General features: G+C 46.5%; 15 protein-coding genes. 9 read left to right on the top strand and 6 right to left on the bottom strand.

Translation table 11 applies throughout. The annotated features are described in order from the left end of the window. Positions 1-56 precede the first annotated feature (56 nt). The 4 genes from pabB (at position 57) to NHN17_RS04520 (ending at position 5,348) form a co-directional block, all read left to right on the top strand. Positions 57-1,460 (top strand): aminodeoxychorismate synthase component I, encoded by a 1,404-nt coding sequence (gene pabB / locus NHN17_RS04505; RefSeq protein WP_255040938.1) that lies wholly within the window; start codon positions 57-59, stop codon positions 1,458-1,460. Between the two features lie 248 nt (positions 1,461-1,708). Next, the gene (locus NHN17_RS04510) at positions 1,709-2,317 is read left to right on the top strand and encodes a CoA pyrophosphatase (protein WP_255040939.1); all 609 of its coding nucleotides are present in this window, start codon (positions 1,709-1,711) and stop codon (positions 2,315-2,317) included. A 181-nt stretch (positions 2,318-2,498) separates the two neighbouring features. Beyond that, on the top strand, positions 2,499-3,752 hold the full coding sequence (locus NHN17_RS04515) for an aromatic amino acid transport family protein (RefSeq protein WP_255040940.1): 1,254 nt from the start codon (positions 2,499-2,501) through the stop codon (positions 3,750-3,752). 234 nt (positions 3,753-3,986) lie between these two features. Further along, complete coding sequence (locus NHN17_RS04520) at positions 3,987-5,348, top strand: L-serine ammonia-lyase (protein WP_255040941.1); 1,362 nt, start codon at positions 3,987-3,989, stop codon at positions 5,346-5,348. A 101-nt stretch (positions 5,349-5,449) separates the two neighbouring features. On the opposite strand, the gene NHN17_RS04525 is transcribed toward NHN17_RS04520, so the two are convergent. From NHN17_RS04525 to NHN17_RS04545, 5 genes are all read right to left on the bottom strand, one after another. Further along, on the bottom strand, positions 5,450-6,418 hold the full coding sequence (locus NHN17_RS04525) for an ADP-ribosylglycohydrolase family protein (protein ID WP_255040942.1): 969 nt from the start codon (positions 6,416-6,418) through the stop codon (positions 5,450-5,452). Between the two features lie 172 nt (positions 6,419-6,590). After that, positions 6,591-7,178, bottom strand: coding sequence for an acetate uptake transporter (locus NHN17_RS04530; RefSeq protein ID WP_255040943.1), 588 nt, complete (start codon positions 7,176-7,178; stop codon positions 6,591-6,593). A 433-nt stretch (positions 7,179-7,611) separates the two neighbouring features. Continuing rightward, positions 7,612-8,904: a hypothetical protein gene (locus tag NHN17_RS04535; protein ID WP_255040944.1), complete on the bottom strand. Its 1,293-nt coding sequence runs from the start codon at positions 8,902-8,904 to the stop codon at positions 7,612-7,614. A gap of 178 nt (positions 8,905-9,082) precedes the next feature. Beyond that, positions 9,083-9,805: an oxygen-insensitive NADPH nitroreductase gene (gene nfsA, locus NHN17_RS04540; RefSeq protein WP_255040945.1), complete on the bottom strand. Its 723-nt coding sequence runs from the start codon at positions 9,803-9,805 to the stop codon at positions 9,083-9,085. Between the two features lie 125 nt (positions 9,806-9,930). Beyond that, positions 9,931-11,130 carry an iron-containing alcohol dehydrogenase gene (locus NHN17_RS04545; protein WP_255040946.1) on the bottom strand — a complete coding sequence of 400 codons (1,200 nt, stop codon included), beginning with the start codon at positions 11,128-11,130 and terminating at the stop codon, positions 9,931-9,933. A gap of 294 nt (positions 11,131-11,424) precedes the next feature. Between NHN17_RS04545 and NHN17_RS04550 the strand changes: the two genes are divergently transcribed. The 4 genes from NHN17_RS04550 to NHN17_RS04565 all read left to right on the top strand — a co-directional run bounded on the left by NHN17_RS04550 (position 11,425) and on the right by NHN17_RS04565 (position 15,860). Continuing rightward, positions 11,425-11,688, top strand: coding sequence for a GrxA family glutaredoxin (locus NHN17_RS04550; RefSeq protein ID WP_255040947.1), 264 nt, complete (start codon positions 11,425-11,427; stop codon positions 11,686-11,688). A 199-nt stretch (positions 11,689-11,887) separates the two neighbouring features. After that, entirely contained in the window at positions 11,888-13,570 is a 1,683-nt protein-coding gene (locus tag NHN17_RS04555; RefSeq protein WP_255040948.1) for an aspartate:alanine antiporter, read from the top strand. Positions 13,571-13,842: 272 nt separating this feature from the next. Further along, on the top strand, positions 13,843-14,517 hold the full coding sequence (locus NHN17_RS04560) for a response regulator (protein WP_107297463.1): 675 nt from the start codon (positions 13,843-13,845) through the stop codon (positions 14,515-14,517). Then, a complete protein-coding gene (locus tag NHN17_RS04565) occupies positions 14,517-15,860 on the top strand; it encodes an ATP-binding protein (protein ID WP_255040949.1) in 1,344 nt (447 codons plus the stop codon). The genes NHN17_RS04560 and NHN17_RS04565 overlap by 1 nt, the downstream gene beginning before the upstream one ends. 136 nt (positions 15,861-15,996) lie before the next feature. Here the strand turns inward: NHN17_RS04565 and NHN17_RS04570 are convergent, their stop codons facing one another. Then, complete coding sequence (locus tag NHN17_RS04570) at positions 15,997-16,566, bottom strand: TetR/AcrR family transcriptional regulator (RefSeq protein WP_255040950.1); 570 nt, start codon at positions 16,564-16,566, stop codon at positions 15,997-15,999. Positions 16,567-16,721: 155 nt separating this feature from the next. Between NHN17_RS04570 and NHN17_RS04575 the strand changes: the two genes are divergently transcribed. Further along, positions 16,722-17,014: hypothetical protein (locus tag NHN17_RS04575; RefSeq protein WP_255040951.1), on the top strand; the 293-nt coding region annotated here is incomplete at its 3' end.

The following is a 17,014-nucleotide window of genomic DNA, read 5'->3' on the forward strand; positions in this document are numbered from 1 at the left end:
CTCTTGCGAATAATTTCGCGCCATGCGCCAGACGTACACCTGTCACAAAAAAGAAAATGATTTGTAAATCACATCCAGAACTGAGTATTGAACAACTCGAGTACCACAAAGACGCCTCGCTAACGTGGTTTGAATCGTTTGCGGGACTGCCGTGGGCTATGATATTACGCTCAGCAGCTTCGGATCATCCTGATAATCGATTCGACATATTAGTTGCTGATCCTTTGGCCACTTTAGAGACATATGGTGAAACAACCCGTATTACTTTTTCAAATGGTGATGAAAAAACGAGCAACGACGACCCATTCACTCTAATCCAAGCGATACAATCACAGTTAGCTCCATCGACAACCCCTTTGAAAGATGTCCCTTTTATCGGCGGTGCCATTGGCTTGTTCAGCTATGATTTAGGACGGCGGGTCGAAAAAATAGCAACCACAGCCCAGCATGATATTGCCACCGCTGACATGGCTGTGGGCATTTACGACTGGGCGCTTATTGCCGATCATCAAACCGAGCAGCTTTACCTCGTCTGTCCGGAAGGCAGTGATCGCATGCAATGGCTGCAACAGCACCGCTTATCTGTAGAGCAAACAACCGCTGCGACGAATTCGCAACAGCCTGCTGCTTTTGCATTAACATCGCCATGGCAAGCCAACATGGATAAAGACGAATATTGCAACAAATTCGACCGTATCCAGCAGTATTTGCTGTCAGGGGATTGTTACCAAATCAATTTAACCCAGCGCTTTTCCGCCAGTTATCAGGGTGATGAATGGCAGGCGTATCGGTTACTGGAAGAGCGCAACGGAGCACCTTTTTCAGGTTTTCTCCGCACCAGTGACAGCGCCATCCTTTCTGTATCACCGGAAAGATTCCTTCAGCATCGAGATGGTTATATTGAAACCAAGCCGATCAAAGGAACCCGACCACGGAACACAGACCCATCTGTTGATGAAGCTTTGGCAGACGACCTACGCTCTGCGGAAAAAGATCGCTCTGAAAACCTGATGATCGTCGATTTGCTGCGAAACGATATCGGCCGTGTTGCCAAACCAGGCTCAGTGAAAGTCCCGTCACTCTTCGATATCGAAAGCTTTCCTGCTGTTCACCACTTGGTAAGCACGGTGACTGGCAAGCTTGATCAGCAATATACAGCTACCGATCTGCTGCGAGCCTGCTTCCCAGGAGGTTCGATTACCGGGGCACCGAAAGTCAGGGCCATGGAGATCATTGAAGAGCTAGAACCAAATCGTCGAAGTGCTTACTGTGGCAGTATTGGCTATATCAGCCGTTGCGGACAGATGGATACCAGCATCACAATCCGCACCTTGGTTGCTAATGACCAGTTACTCCATGTCTGGGCTGGTGGTGGCATTGTTGCCGACAGCCAGGTCGATAGCGAGTACCAGGAAACACTCGACAAACTGAGCCGCATCCTGCCTGTACTCGAAAACTAGTCTGAGCAAAAAACACCGACTAAGAACAAAATAAAGACCAAGAAAAACACTGTGTTTGTCTTGGTCTTTTCGTTTTGGTTATCGGTGGGTTTGTTTGTATTTGCACATTTTTATCTATAGTCTTGCTTATCCAAAGCTGCATGGATCCGCAGCGCTGAAACAACAATGAGTCAAAAGAAATTCGCTAAGTGGCTGTTGCAACATCTATAGTTATTAGTATGCCGTAATAGCGACACCACGGAAGGTTTATGAATTTTCAACAACAGATCATCACCCGCTTCTTATTGGCCCCGCAAGCCAACTACGATAAAAGCCACACGCTTCGTGTTCGCCAGTACAACCTTGAAAACCGTCCGTTAAAACCTGCTGCTGTTTTGATCCCTCTGGTTCCCCGCCACGGCTCTTTCAGTATGATTTTCACCCGTAGGGCTGACCACCTAAAACACCACCCGGGACAAGTTTCATTTCCTGGCGGTAGATATGAGCCACAAGATATTGATTTAATTGATACTGCGTTACGGGAAACAGAAGAAGAGATTGGCATTTTATGCAACCGTGACAGTATTATTGGACAGCTACCAAGCTTACCAACAATCAGCGGTTATATCGTCACACCATACTTATCGGTGATTTCACCAGATTACAGGCCACAGCTGGATCCTAACGAGGTTGATGAGTTGTTCGAAGCACCTATTGAGCACGTATTAAACCCGATGAATATACGGATACAAAAAGTTACTTTCAGAGGCAATAATCACAATATTTATTCAATTCCATTCAGCAAGTATTCAATCTGGGGGGCTACAGCCCAAATGCTCAAAGTACTGTCAGATCAGCTTTGGTATGAGAAAATCTAATCTGACACGTTAATCGCCCTAATTTTACCCCGCCACTCAATGTGACCCAAGTCACACTAAATTGTATTGCAATTTAGCCCCGTTACAGAACGAGATCTCGATCAAAGTTTTCCTGCAATAAATCACGAAAATGCGCTCCGTTCCTAATTTCCGTTCCGTAATTAACTTTGGATATATAATCATGCAAACATCTACAAGCACCGCAGCGACTACTGCTGCAAAAGCAGGATGGACGTATCAAGACGTAACATGGGCGCTATCACTTTTCGGTACTGCTGTTGGCGCGGGTGTACTGTTCCTGCCTATCAAAGCAGGTGCGGGTGGTTTCTGGCCTCTTGTTATTCTTGCTCTGCTTGCTCTGCCAATGACATGGTTTGCTCACAAGAGCTTGGCGCGTTTCGTTCTTTCTGCGAAAAACCCTGAAGCTGATATCACTGATACTGTTGAAGAACACTTCGGTAAAGCTGGCGCTAACATCATCACTTTTGCTTACTTCTTCGCCATCTACCCAATCGTTCTTATCTACGGTGTTGGTATTACCAATACTGTTGACTCTTTCATGGTTAACCAACTAGAAATGGAATCTCTACCACGCTGGATCCTGTCTGGTGGCTTGATCATGGCAATGACTGCGGGTGTTGTATTTGGTAAAGAACTAATGCTGAAAGCAACTTCAGCGATGGTTTACCCACTAGTACTTGTTCTACTAGCGCTATCTGTATACCTAATCCCTGATTGGAACTCTTCAATGGTTTCTGTTAGCCCAGACTGGAGCGCAATGCCTTCAATCATCTGGCTAGCCATCCCAATCATCGTATTCTCGTTCAACCACAGCCCAATCATCTCTCAGTTCTCTAAAGAGCAACGTCGCGTATACGGTGACAACGCCGTTCAGAAAACAGACATGATCACTGGTGGCGCAGCAATGATGCTGATGGGCTTCGTGATGTTCTTCGTATTCTCTGTTGTGCTATCTCTATCTCCAGAGCAGCTAGCTGACGCACAAGCACAAAACATCTCAGTACTGTCATACCTAGCAAACATCCACGAGTCTCCAATGATTTCCCTAATGGGCCCAATGGTTGCTTTCGCTGCGATTACTTCTAGCTACTTCGGCCACTTCCTAGGTGCTCACGAAGGTCTAGTTGGTCTGGTTAAATCAAGCTCTAAAATGCCAAAGAGCAAGATCGAGAAAATATCTCTAGGCTTCATCGTAGTAACAACTTGGGTTGTTGCAGTCGTTAACCCAAGCATCTTGGGCATGATCGAAACAATGGGCGCACCAATGATTGCGGGCATCTTGTTCCTAATGCCAATCTTTGCAATGCAGAAAGTACCAGCAATGGCTAAGTACAAGACTTCTGTTCCTGCTCAGGTTTTCACAGCACTATGTGGTATTGCGGCGATTACTTCTGTAATCTACGGTGCACTGTAAGGTTAATTATCATCAACTTAATGATAATTAACCAGTATGAATTGAATTAGTAAGAAAATGTGCTACAACGCATAGTCTTCTGACTCAGATTCCGTACAATAGAGGCACTAAAGAGCAGGACGCATTAGCCCCTGCTCTTTTGTTTTAATTATCTCGCCAAGGAAGGGGCGGGAATGATAAAAACTATTACAGTCTAACGGTAACTAGATAGCTACCCTGACTGAGGTATTAGCAATGATCAGTGTTTTTGATATCTACAAAATCGGTGTGGGTCCTTCCAGTTCACACACTGTCGGCCCAATGAAAGCAGGCAAAGAGTTTATCGATGACCTGCGTACCATGGGCAAACTTCGTGACGTGACTAAAATTACCGTGGATGTTTACGGTTCGCTTTCTCTTACCGGTAAAGGTCACCACACTGATATCGCAATCATTATGGGTCTGGCTGGTAACAGCCCTGAACATGTTGACATCGACAGCATCCCTGGCTTTATCGCGCGCGTTGAAGAAACAGAGCGTCTTCCTGTTGGCATGCACTGCCACACGGTAGACTTCCCGCGTGAAGGCGGGATGAATTTCCATACTACCAATCTTCCTCTTCACGAAAATGGCATGACTATCAACGCCTTCATCGGCGAAGAAAATGCCTACACCAAGACTTATTACTCTATCGGTGGTGGTTTCATTGTTGACGAAGAAAACTTCGGCAAAGCATCAGAATCATCGTTAAAAGTACCTTACATGTTTACTACAGCCGAAGAGCTGGTAAACCAGTGTAAGGAACACGGCCTGTCAGTCAGCTCAATGGTTATGTCTAACGAGCGTGCAATGAACGCCGAAGACGAGATCAACACTTACTTTGCCAACATCTGGCGTACCATGCGTGAGTGTATGGATCGCGGTATGAGTGAAGAAGGGATCCTGCCTGGCCCTCTACGTGTACCTCGCCGTGCTGCCGCCCTACGTCAGCAGCTCATGACAACTGAAAAGCTAAGCAACGATCCAATGACAGTTGTTGACTGGGTTAACATGTATGCGTTTGCGGTTAACGAAGAAAACGCAGCAGGTGGCCGCGTAGTAACAGCACCGACAAACGGTGCGTGCGGTATCATCCCTGCAGTTTTGGCTTACTACGACAAATTCATCCAGGCTGTTGGCCCGAAAGAGTACACGCGCTACTTTGCCGCATCCGGTGCTATCGGTGGTCTATACAAACGTAATGCTTCTATCTCTGGCGCTGAAGTAGGCTGTCAGGGTGAAGTGGGTGTAGCTTGCTCAATGGCCGCAGCTGGCCTTGCAGAGCTAATGGGTGGTAGCCCTGAGCAAGTTTGTATGGCAGCTGAAATCGCAATGGAACATAACCTTGGCCTAACATGTGACCCTGTTGCTGGTCAGGTTCAGGTTCCATGTATCGAGCGCAACGGTATCGCAGCCGTTAAAGCGATCAACGCTTCACGTATGGCACTACGCCGCTCTTCTGAGCCTCGCGTATCACTGGATAAAGTTATCGAAACGATGCTTGAAACCGGTAAAGACATGAACGCGAAATACCGTGAAACGTCTCAGGGTGGTCTAGCAATCAAGGTTGTTTGCTAATTTTCACCACTCACTGTAAAAATTGAAAAGCTACCCCTGTGGGTAGCTTTTTTTGTATCTGAGGTTGGTATAAAACCGAATAGCTCATCGAACGACTCGGCCTAGAACGCCCCACCAGCATTGTGGAGCAACTGCTCAATATCTTCCGCCAATGCTTCGCCGCATTGCAACGTCGTGACCCATGAGATAGGGATCCCCTGACTGTCGCCAAAACCATAGCAGGCTCCGGCTATAGCACCGACCAATATCCCGCGGCCACAGCTATCACCACCGACGGCAATATTTTTGAGTACCGCCTCGGTATAACTCGAACTGTTTTGCAACACCCAAGCAGCCACTGGCAGACTGTCTGCAAGGTGACAAGCACTGTTGGCAATGGACAAAACGTGCGAGAGATCGTTCACATCGCCGTTGAGCAGCCGTACCTGCTCGATCTTTTCCTGTACCACTTCTGGGCATTTTACTTTCAGGACATTAAGTACAGGCTCCATCCGCCTTGAGCGTAATGCTTCATTGAGGGCGCTGGCAAATGCCTTGGCGCAGGCGAGTGCCAGTTCATTTTGATGGGTGACACCGACAATACGGTCTATTTCGCTTTCCAGCCTCTCAGACGGCATCTTCAAGGCAACCAAGACGGGAACCGCACATAACGCAGGGTTCTGATCATCATCGCTCCCGGAGTCTTCCGGCCAATCCTCCGGTGGAAGGGAAAACAGCGACAGTAACAAAGCCTTGGTCGGACTATCGACATAGCCAATAAACTCCCCGCCAGGGCCGAAGTAATCGACAATTTCCTGCTGCAAACGATGGGTTTCAATACCAGGCTCACTGAGCAGGCGAATATACAGTGCCAGCCACTCGCCGTAAATCGTCAGCTCGCCAGCGGTGAGCTTATCATGGGCATAGTAACCATCTACCCCTTCATAATGGTGGGCATCGGGTTCAATAAAAGGAAAGTGCGGTAAGGACTGGAGGGTGCGGATACGTTCCGGTGAATAGATCCAATGGGTACCCATGCTGGCAGCATCTGCGACCAGTGCTCCCATCAAGGCTGCATAACGTTGTGCCATATTCTAATCCTTTCATGAGCTACACGCGATGCAATAAGCTTATACCAAACTGAACAATATTCTGGCTGAGTAACAACAAATAAAAAACCCGCCGTAAAGGCGGGTTATATACCAAAGCTACTTCAAGATGTAGGTTCAGCGAGAATTTTAACAATCGGCGATTAGCTAAATATTACGCAGCAGCTTTAAGTGCTTTGTCTTTTTTCAGCTCACCAATAGGCAAGATAGTACGGCCATATTCGTTGTTCAGTACCTGCGCCATTGCGAAGTAAATCGCACTTGCACCACAGATGATACCTTCAAAGCCCGCAATAGTACCGATTAGCGTGCTGCCAGTGAAATCACGTGCAGCTAATAGGAAGAACAATACGGTTAGCGAACCAAATACAAATTGCTTAGCTCGTGGGTAGCACAGTGAACCGATGAACATGAAACCAGTGAAGATACCCCATAGAAGTAGGTACCAACCCATGAAACTCTCAGGGCTAGCAGGCAGCCCCATGTACGGCATAACAATCAGACCAACCAGTGTCAGCCAGAACAGACCGTAAGAAGTGAATGCTGTGGTACCAAACGTATCTCCACGCTTGAAGCACATCATGCCTACGATAACTTGGCTCAAGCCACCGTAAAAAATACCCATAGCTAGGATCATCGAGTCAATTGGGAAAAAGCCCGCATTGTGGATGTTTAGAAGGATGGTAGTCATACCAAAGCCCATAAGACCTAGTGGTGCTGGGTTAGCTAGTTTCGTAGACATGTTTTCCTCAAATAGGAGTGATTCAACAAAAATGATAAAAATTAAAATTTGAATGCATCAATCAATGCGCGGCGAATTCTAAAGGACGAAGACGGGCAAATCAAGACACAACCCGGACAAAACTTAACCAAACTCAAAAAAAGTTGTAATTTACCACCCCCATGTAAAGCATTTTTTGGTTTTCAAGCACGGATAAATGTTAGGGAATGTAATTAAATATTGGGTGACAAACAAATACACAAACCAAAAAACGCATTAAAAACAACAGACTAAGTCAATACTAAAAATTACACCTTGTCATAATTTGTCATAGAACCACGCTATTTATGCATTACAGCACCAATTCGAAAAAGTTTGAACTATAGGCGTAAAAAAAGCAGCATAAATGCTGCTTTTTCAGGCGAATCATTTTCAAATAAAAGATGAAAGGCAATTAAATCTCTTCACCCTCGCCCTCTTCGTTCACTGTCGCGGAAACAGCACTGCTATTATTCTCTACCTCATCAGTATCAACGATTTGCTTGTCAACATTGAGCTGCGTTGGTAGCGCTTCAGCAATATCTGAGTGTTGCAGCGTTGTTGCTTGCTGCTCATTTGACGGAACCGACACCGTTGGCACTGTCGCCGTTGCCAACAGCTGCGCTTGCAGCTTGGCGATTTGTTGATTCTGCTTCTCAATTAACCCCTTCAGGGTGTCAAGCTGAAGCTGTTGCTGATTGGGTTGTGTCTTACGTTTTACCAGCTCATATTGCTTACGCGTATCTGCTGCATTCGTACTTAATCGCTGAGCTTGTTCGACTAAAGAGTGATCACGCAAGTCAGAGTCATTAAGTGCTTTAGAAATGCTGAGCAATTTCCCTTCAATGGCAAGAATATAGTCCTCATATTCATCACGATTGCGATCACGAAGGTATTTAACCTCTTCGGCGATATGCGTGGCATGGGCAAGTTCAAACTCTATCGCAGAAACGACTTGATTGATGGCATCAAAGGCCCGGGGATAATTATCAATTAAATCCTTACCGGCTTTAATTTCCTCTTCTACCTTGGCATAGCTGAGCGGAGCATAATAGCGAACATCTTCACGGCGCAGCTGACGCAGCGCTTCTTCTTGCGGAGTGATATAGATGCGCTTTATCACCCTCACTTCCAAGCTCTGGGCGCGTGACAGAAATTCAGTCTGCTCTTCGCGAGCCCGATTGAGATTACCTCGGGCCACAAAGGCAAATAAATTACTGTAAAAACGGTTGAGCCGGACAAACTCGCTGCGGTAGTGAGCATTCGCATCAATCGAATTCAGGTAGGCTAATTGAGTCATCGCCGGTTCCAAGACTTTATCGGCAATTTTTTTAAGATCTACCAATTCGGTATGGTTGCTCTTTACCGCCTCAATCTCATTATAAAAGCGTTCAAGGTATGTCATTGACGAGAACAGTGAATAACTTTGATTGGCCAGTTCTGGCGAAGATTGAATCTCTTTGAATAAGTTATCGGCACGCTGCCAACTCTCTATCATTGTGGCATATCGTTCAGGCGCATAAGGCATTAACCCCTCTGCTTCGACGAGAGTATTTCGCCAATGGCGGTGAATTTTATCAGCAGACTGAAGTACGCTTTCAACATTCACTTCCGTTGATAATCTGTTGTCATTGTCTGGTGTGCTTGCACAACCAGCGAGCAAAGCAGCCAATAATGCCATGCTGGCTACTTTCCCAACATACTTCATAGATATGTGTTCCGATTCTTTTTCCAGACTGGATAAATGTTCAGGCTGGTTATTATTGTCTTTTCTATCGATATTCTATCCGACTCACAGTTTTATAAAAAGTTCATTGAATCATTTTGTCGATTTTCAGATGAAACTTGACATAAGGTCAATTTTTTCGAGTATTTTAAGAACAGTTTTACTTTAGACTAAAACCCTGCCCTTCAATAAACTGCTTCATAAATGGGCGAGCTTCTTTATTCAGTGTCCCTGAAATTTGCTCGCTCCAAGACATATTTTTACTGCCGCCGGTGCGGTTTCGGTAATATTCTCGTATATGTTGATCATAACTGGCGAGTTTCTCTCTATCTAACGGAGCATAACTATTTTCATGCACGATAAGAGAGCGAGGAAGGCGAGGCTTAACGTCTGGCGATTGTGCCGGATAACCAAGGCACAGGCCAAATAATGGCAGCACATGTTTAGGCAAAGACAGCAAAGAAGCGACTTTATCTGGATTATTTCTCAAACCACCAATATATACGCCTCCCAACCCCAGAGACTCCGCCGCCAAGAGGCCGTTTTGAGCCATCAAAGCCGCATCGACAGCACCAATTAAGGTTTGCTCAGCGAAGCCTAGTTTCGCTTCAGGGCAGATTTGTTGATGACGATTAAAATCAACGCAAAAAACAAAAAACTCAGCCGCACTGGCCACATATTCCTGCCCGCCAGCATATTCCGCTAACAATACCCGCTTGTCATGCTCTGTGACCCGGATAATGCTAACGCATTGGATGAACGTTGATGAAGACGCCGCAATAGCACAATCCAAAATAGTATTACGCAGCTGTTCACTCATTGGTTCGGCTGTAAACTTGCGAATAGAGCGGTGCTGCAGAATAGTTTCAATCGTCTGGTTCATATATAACCTTATAACAGTGAGCCTTACGGGGAACGATAAACTCTATCATACCCCCCCCCGTATTGACCCACTATTATACCCAAATGCTTCACGTCGCAGGGTTCAGAGCATCAGGTATAAACCATTTAATTTTCCTGACTGTAGAGGTCGTCTGTCGAGGTGGTATCAGCCACCTGACACTGACAAATTTGATTGAGAATACTCAATAACCGCTCTTTATTAAGCGGCAATGGATTCCCCTTAATGGAATTGGAAAGCAAGGCATCTTCTGCTACCTCATCAAACATTACATTGCAGAAGCCATAATCAACCACAGAGGGCAAATTCAATCGCTTGAGCGTCCGTCTCGTCCAATTAATGCCATCAATGATTTCGGCATTCATTCTACCAGTCAGGATACAAGCCAGCTGGCGATAGCGGTTAAGAACATCGGCCCTGCCAGCCTCACGCGCAGCCAAGACATTTTCCTGCATGACATAAGGTGCCAATTGAGCGGTGATCAAGCCATGTGGCGCTTGGAGCCGGCCCCCCAATGAAGAGGCTAAGCCATGGGCAGCGCCCAGTTTGGCATTTGCTAGCGCCATCCCTCCCAGCATAGCTGCAAAGGCCATATCGGAACGGGCACGGGGATCGTCATCTTCACAGGCTGCCAGAATAGCACCTGACAAGCGCCTTAATCCTTCTTCACACACCATATCGGTTAACGGGTTGGGATCACCGCAAACATAGGATTCCATCAAGTGGGTAAAGGCATCCATTCCGCAACACCCTGACATGATCGGATCCATGCCGTATGTCAAAGTGGGATCAACAATCGCCAAATCCGGAAGCATATCGGCGCTACGCAGCCCCACCTTGACATTTTCCTGCGCCGAGCGGAGCACCGCGCTCTTACTGACTTCCGAACCTGTACCTGCCGTTGTAGGTACAGCAATAAACGGAATGGGCTTAGCTTGCAGCGGTACATTACGTCCAACAACCTCAACATAATCGTAGACACTGCCTTGGTTGGGAATTAACGCGGCAAGCGCCTTACCGGCATCAAGTACGCTGCCCCCACCAATCGCCAACACCATATCGGGCCGAAATTTCCGTCCCATCGCCGCCATCTCTTCCACCATTGCAATCAAAGGTTCACCATGCACCGCCACTTGCTGATAGCGCATTCCCTGTTGCTTGAAGTAACTGATCAATGACTCAGCCCGGACACTGTCCCGCCCCGTCACAAGCAGTACACTGTAGCCGAACTGATTTAAAGTCGACAGCGAGTTATTCAGTGCACCTTCTCCGAATATAATCCGGGTGGCCGTCATAAACTGAAACATAGGCACTCCATTACATATTTTTATTTAATTATTATCGAGTGTGCCCCTATGCATATTCCTGTTTTTGATTCTGAGCAACTTTTTACCATTGAATATCAGTATCGTGACCATAACCTGCTAGCTGTCACATTTCATCCCAAGCTGCAAAATGGTCCCGTTTTAGACTGAGCGCCCCGCTACTACCAGTGCATTTCTCTTCAATCGGTTTTGTCTATGACAGCAAGAGATAAATCCCTCTTTCTCATCCCAGCCAGTCACGTTATAGTAACTCCATCAAATTTAAGGAGAGACGTTATGTTCGTTGTTATTTTTGGCCGCCCTGGTTGCCCATTCTGTGTTCGTGCAAAAGATCTGGCTGATAAGCTGAAAGAAGAACGCGAAGGTTTTAACTACCGTTACGTTGATATCCACGCTGAAGGCATCAGCAAAGCTGATCTAGAAAAAACCGTTGGTAAGCCAGTAGAAACAGTGCCTCAAATCTTCGTTGACCAAGAGCACATCGGTGGCTGTACTGAATTCGAAGCATACGCGAAAGAAAACCTAAATTTGTTCCAGTAAGCGCTAAGCAACAGGTTTGGTAACATTTTCTTAAAAAGGCTGAGATATCAGCCTTTTTAATTATCTTATGCTTTATTTACCAGCAAATTATTTCGCGATTTTTCTGTTAATAACGATCATTTTCGGTATGCCAGCAACCTAAAATCAGCTAGAATTTCATCACTTTTGTTGCTAGTCCCTCGTCCCGGAAAAAACTGTAGTGAACATCGACGTTGCCGCCCTTCTCCATCAGAATGATATTCTGTTGCTCTTTGTTGTACTTGCTGTTGGCCTATCGGCCGGAAAAATTCGCATAGCGAATATGCAATTAGGGAACTCTATCGGGGTCCTCATTACTGCCCTCCTTTTTGGTAACGCCGGTTTTACCTTTGATTCCGAAGCGCTAAATATCGGCTTTATGCTGTTTATATTCTGTGTCGGTATTGAAGCCGGGCCTAACTTTTTCGGTATCTTTTTCCGTGATGGTAAACATTATTTAATGCTGGCGCTGGTGGTGATACTTTCAGCGATTGTTATTACGGTTACCATGAGTAACTACCTAGGACTCGGTCTGGGCCTAAGTACCGGTTTAATGGCGGGTTCACTGACAGCAACACCTATATTGGTTGGGGCAAAAGATGCCTTGGCCAGCGGGTTGTCCAACATCTCCGACCCTAACAATATTCAGCAGATCATCGACAGTATCAGTGTCGGCTATGCCATGTCTTATTTGGTTGGTTTGGTCAGTGTCATTGTGCTAGCCAAACTGATGCCAAAGCTGCAAAAGCAGAATCTGGCCGAATCATCACAGCAGATTGCCCGTGAACGCGGTATCGGTGAAAGTGCGCAGCGCAAGGTCTACCTGCCAATTATCCGCGCCTACCGGGTTGGACCAGAGCTGATCAACTGGATTGATGGCCGTAACTTGCGCGAGCTAGGTATTTACCGTCAAACCGGTTGCTACATAGAGCGTATACGACGAAACGGCATCTTAGCTAACCCTGACGGTGACGCTATCTTGCAGGAAGGGGATGAGATCGCGCTGGTGGGTTACCCAGATAGCCATGCTCGTTTGGATCCCAGCTTCCGTAACGGCAAAGAAGTCTTCGACCGTGACTTACTCGACTTGCGTATTGTTGAAGAAGAAATCGTGGTGAAAAACGACAGTATTGCAGGCAAGCGCCTATCGGAGCTAAACCTCTCCGAGTACGGTTGCTTCCTCAACCGCGTAGTCCGGGCCCAGATTGAAATGCCAATGGATCACAACATCCTGTTGAGCAAAGGAGATATCCTTCAGGTCAGTGGCGAGAAAAGTCGTGTTCTTGGGCTTGCCGAGCGGATTGGTTTCATCTCGGTACATAGCCAGATTGCCGACCTGTTGGCATTCTGCTGTTTCTTCATCATTGGCTTGCTGATCGGTACCATCACTATGACCTTCGGCCAGATCGCCTTCGGCCTGGGTAATGCAGCCGGTTTGCTAGTGGCCGGTATTACCCTTGGGTTCCTACGGGCCAACCACCCGACTTTCGGTTACGTGCCTCAGGGCGCACTGAATATGACCAAAGATCTCGGCCTGATGGTCTTCATGGTCGGCATCGGTTTGAGTGCCGGGTCCAACTTGTTCGACTCGCTGTCGCAGGTCGGTTTGGCAGTGTTCTCAGCAAGCCTGATGGTAAGCGTGATCCCAGTCGTACTGGCTTACCTGTTTGGCGCCTATGTGCTCAAGATGAACCGCGCCTTACTGTTTGGCGCTATTATTGGTGCCCGCACCTGTGCACCGGCCATGGATATGATTAATGAACATGCCCGCAGCACCATTCCGGCACTTGGCTATGCCGGCACCTATGCCATTGCCAATGTCCTACTGACCATTGCAGGTACTTTGTTTGTGATCCTCAGTTAAGACTTAAGGCATGAGAACCTATGGTTTTACAGCCTTATACAGACAAAACGAAAAGCGATGCCCCCAGCAGGCCCACTGCCGGGGGCATTTTTTTGCTTACCATACAGGCTATGAGTCAGCACAGATTCAGTCCCTTTCATCTAAGCTATAAAGAGATAAAATTCTCCGTATATCCCTGATTAGCACAACAAATTGCTAGGAAATATTCGCCACCTCATGCTCTATTCAGTATATTGTATGAATAGAATGAAAAACTATTGGTAATCAAAACTATGCGCATCCTTATTGTTGAAGACGATCCGATTCTGAGCCACCACTTGAAATCCCAACTGAGTGAAATGGGGCACCAGGTCCAGTGTGCTGGAACCGCCGAAGAAGGCCTATTCTTTGCCCAAGATTACCCAAACGATGTGGCTATCGTTGATATCGGTCTTCCCGATCGTGATGGTATCAGCCTGATCAAAGATATGCGTGAAAAAGGACTACGCCTACCGATTCTGATTTTAACTGCCCGCTCAAACTGGCAGGACAAAGTCACTGGGCTTGAGGCCGGTGCCGATGACTATCTGGTGAAACCATTCCAGAAAGAAGAAATGGTCGCACGTCTCAGTGCCCTAGTCCGCCGCAGCGCTGGCTTTGTCAAACCAGAAATGACCGCCGGTGATATCCGTGTCGACCTGCTGGCCAAGCAAGTCTTTATCCAAGAGAACCTGCTTGAACTCACCGCATTTGAGTATGACCTGCTGGAATACTTGATGCGCCACAGCCGACAGGTAGTATCCAAGCAACGACTGCTTGATGTACTTTACGAAGATCAGGAGGGTGATCCAAACACCATTGAGGTGATGATCAGCCGCCTGCGCAAGAAATTTACCAATAACGGTCAAGAAAACCCAATTTCTACTATCCGTGGCCAAGGCTATATTTTCGAGCTTCAAGCGCAATAATGAAGAGGATTATCCAACCGAGGCTCCGCCGCCGGGTCCTTGTCACCTCGGTGGCTATTATCGTTTTGATTACCTCAGCACTCGCAGGGGTGATTAATCAGCTTTATAGCCAAAGTTATATGGCCGCTTACTCGTCTGAGCTTGTTGCCCAAATGCCCATGGTTGTCGCCCAACTAAACCGGGCGGGCCTGATCAAAGATGTTGATAAATGGATTGACTCGGTTGACCCATCCGACACTGATTATATGTCTGTCGTTTGTGACAAATCCGATCACACCATTTGGCTTTCCGATGAAGCTAAAGAGGCCAATATCGGTAATATTTGTAGCGAACTCCCTGACAGCATCCCGGTACCAACCTTGGTCGAAACGCCGGAAGGCGAAAGCTACATTGCCTACAACATGAGCCAAGAGCGAGAAGGCGGCAATATCTACCAACTTGTGGTGCTGCGCCCCGGCGATTCCTATGTGTCATCACTCAACCAACTACACAAACGTACAACATTCTACTTAGGGCTTTTTGTCCTTATCGCTATCGCATTCTTGATTGCGGCTTTCCACTGGAGCTTCCAACCACTGCGAAAAATGGCATCACAGCTTGATCAGATGACCGACTCCAAGCGCGACAAGCTTGATGATGATTTCCCAATGGAATTACAGGACATCACTTTAGCACTCAACCGCCTGATTGAGATCAGTAACGCCCAAAAAGGACGTTACCGCCATGCAATGGATGACTTGGCACATAGCCTAAAAACCCGTTTGGCTGCTACCAATGCCCTACTGGATGATAAAGACATAGCGCGCTTTGAGCTTAACCAACGGGTAATGGAACAGATCAGCCAAATGGATGAACTGGTGCAGTACCAGTTGAAGCGAGCCATGATGGGCCAGCAAGGGCTGCAAAAAGACAAGACCGAATTAAAACCACTAATAGATAGCTTCAGCCGTTTACTTAGCAAGGTGTATAACGAGAAAAACGTCTCGTTGCGCTGTTTCTTCAATGACAAGTTGACGTTACCCGTCAACCGTAGTGATTTAATGGAACTACTTGGTAACTTGCTGGAAAATGCCTACCGCTTCTGTATTAGCGAGGTTCGGATTACAGTAAAGGAAAAGCCTGATCGGTTTATCATCGTTATTGAAGACGACGGTCCCGGTGTGCAGGAAGACGTACGAGAAGCTATTTTCCAGCGCGGTGTTCGAGCTGATCAGCTCAACCCCGGACAAGGTATCGGCCTGTCAGTTTGCCACGAGATAGTCATGAGTTATAAGGGCACAATTCATGTTGAATCCGCATCAATTGAAGGTGCCGCCTTTGTGGTTGAGTTACCTAAAAACTAAGCGCCTCAGTTCTTTAGCTGCTTAGATAAATGAAAACCGCCAAATTGGCGGTTTTTTTATTTAAATCATTTAGTAGCAGGTATTTATACCAATCTGGATAAGTAGTTGATCAAGTATTTATGTAGGTTGGTATCAATCATGAGGTGATTAACTGCAACTGCTCAAAGTACATACGCTTGGCCAACGTGATTAACTCAGGGTCTAACCCCATTTCTAGCGATGCCAATAGCCCGTTGAAAATCAATTCAGCCCGAGTTGCTTTTTCTTTAGCCTGCTTAATGTCGTTAGCCAGTAAGAGCTCGGTAACCAAACGAATACGCTCTTGTTTATACGAGATACAAACGCCTGCAATATCTTCATCTTCATGACGGAACTCATTGAATGCCTGCTGATAGATACAACCATGAAATTCACTGGCTTCAACCAACCCTTCCAATGTCGAAAATCGAGCTGTTAACTTATCTTCAAGCGTCAAATCTGGGTCATTAAACAGTTGTGCTAACTGAGACAGTGTCTGCTGACTATGCAGTGCTAAGGCTTCCGCAATCAACACCTCTTTCGAGCCAAAGTGTCGGTAAATCGTCGCCTTAGACATCCCTGTCGCCGCGGTAATCGTATCCATACTGGTACCGTGATAGCTATGCTTCACACACAACGCCAATGTCGCTTCAATCGCACGACGTTTATTTTCTTCCTGACGGTTCATCACCTTCCCCTCAATCAACAACACAAAATAAAACGAAACTAATTAGTTTTATACTCTTGACAGGGGTAAATTACAAGGCTATTGTTTAATCAACAAAACGAAACAGTTTAGTTTCGATAGAGAATAACAATTCAGCTAATAAGAAGGAACTCAACATGCTTAAATCAATTGCACTATCAACATTACTTATCGCGTCTGCTTCTGCCTCTGCTGTCGAATTACAACTACGCGATACCCAGAATGGCATCTATGTAAAAGCAACAGAGCAATCTGAACCCGCATCAGGACTAACCGTTAATGTTGCTAATGTTCCTCAACTCAATGACGCTTCATTCACAACCGATGAACGTGGCAGAGTCTTTATCCCTCTTACCTTAAATAGCAGTCGTTCAGTTAAAGTCGAAGCATCTGATATGGGACAGTCTGTCGCTTCTACAACCATCTTCCA

The organism is Photobacterium pectinilyticum (assembly GCF_024357955.1).
Taxonomy (GTDB): domain Bacteria; phylum Pseudomonadota; class Gammaproteobacteria; order Enterobacterales; family Vibrionaceae; genus Photobacterium; species Photobacterium pectinilyticum.